General features: G+C 61.6%; 1 protein-coding gene. It reads left to right on the forward strand.

Going from position 1 to position 1161, the window contains the following annotated elements:
• The first annotated feature begins 207 nt into the window (after positions 1 to 207).
• Positions 208 to 1143 carry an IS110 family RNA-guided transposase gene (locus tag BG457_RS12495; protein ID WP_071797515.1) on the forward strand — a complete coding sequence of 312 codons (936 nt, stop codon included), beginning with the start codon at positions 208 to 210 and terminating at the stop codon, positions 1141 to 1143.
• The last annotated feature ends 18 nt before the right edge of the window (positions 1144 to 1161 follow it).

The raw sequence follows: 1161 nt of genomic DNA on the forward strand, positions 1-1161 counted from the left end.
GCCTTGTCTTATGATTTTCTCCGGCTCCCAGGTTAGAAGGGAGCCGCTGCCCGCCACGCCATTTATGGCGGGCAGCGGCGGCGGTCGGATCGTGTCCGCCTGGGTCATTCGGGACCGTAAGTGAGTAAGATCGGCCGCCGTCTTCACCAAGGGCCTGAACGGATACGCGTGTTTGCGCCACGCATGACAAGGATAGGACTGGCGAAGATGACAGAGCATACCATCGGTATCGACATTTCGAAAACCCATCTCGACGCATTCCGGCTGGAAGATCAGGCGGCGCGGCAGTTTGAAAACTCGGTGCGGGGCTTTCGGGCCCTCATCAAATGGCTCTGCCAGAAGCCTGTTGCCCGGATTGTCTTCGAACCGACAGGCCCCTATCATCGGGCCTTCGAGACGGCACTGTCGGGCAAGTTCCCGCTGGTCAAGGTCAATCCGCTGCAGGCGCGCCGCTTCGCCGAAGCTTGCGGAACGCGGGCCAAGACGGATGCTGTCGATGCGCGCATCCTCGCCCGCATGGGGGTTGCGTTGAAGCTGGAGCCGGATGCGCCTGTTTCGGAAACCCTGTTTGCTCTCAAAGACTTGCAGGTGGCCCGCGCCGGGCTGGTCAAGGAGCGCGTCCGTCTGCGCAACCGCAGCCATGTGCAGCTCAATCCGGTCTTGAAGCGCCAGATCAAGGTGCGCCTGACACTCGTCGAGCGCCAGATCGCCGAGTTGGATGCCGAGATTGCAAAACATATCACCCATGACGAGGACCTGGGGCGCAAGCGCGAGATCCTGTGTTCGATCCCCGGTATCGGCCAGATCGCGGCAGCTCTGATCCTCACCTTCCTGCCGGAAATCGGCACGCTTGAGCGAAAGCAGGCCGGAAGCCTCGCCGGGCTGGTGCCCCACAACCGCGAGTCCGGTCAATGGAAGGGCAAATCCTTCATCAGCGGAGGCCGAAAGCCCCTGCGCGATGCGCTCTACATGCCCGCCCTCGTCGCCATGCGGTTCAACCCGGACCTCAGGGCAAAATATGCCGAACTCCGCGAGGCCGGAAAGCCCGCCAAGGTCGCCATCGTGACCCTCATGCGCAAGTTGCTCGAAACGGCGAACGCGCTCGTCAAGGCAAACCGCCTTTGGGTCGAAAAACACCCTTGATCAAGACGGATACTCACT

The organism is Natronohydrobacter thiooxidans (assembly GCF_001884735.1).
GTDB lineage: Bacteria > Pseudomonadota > Alphaproteobacteria > Rhodobacterales > Rhodobacteraceae > Roseinatronobacter > Roseinatronobacter thiooxidans_A.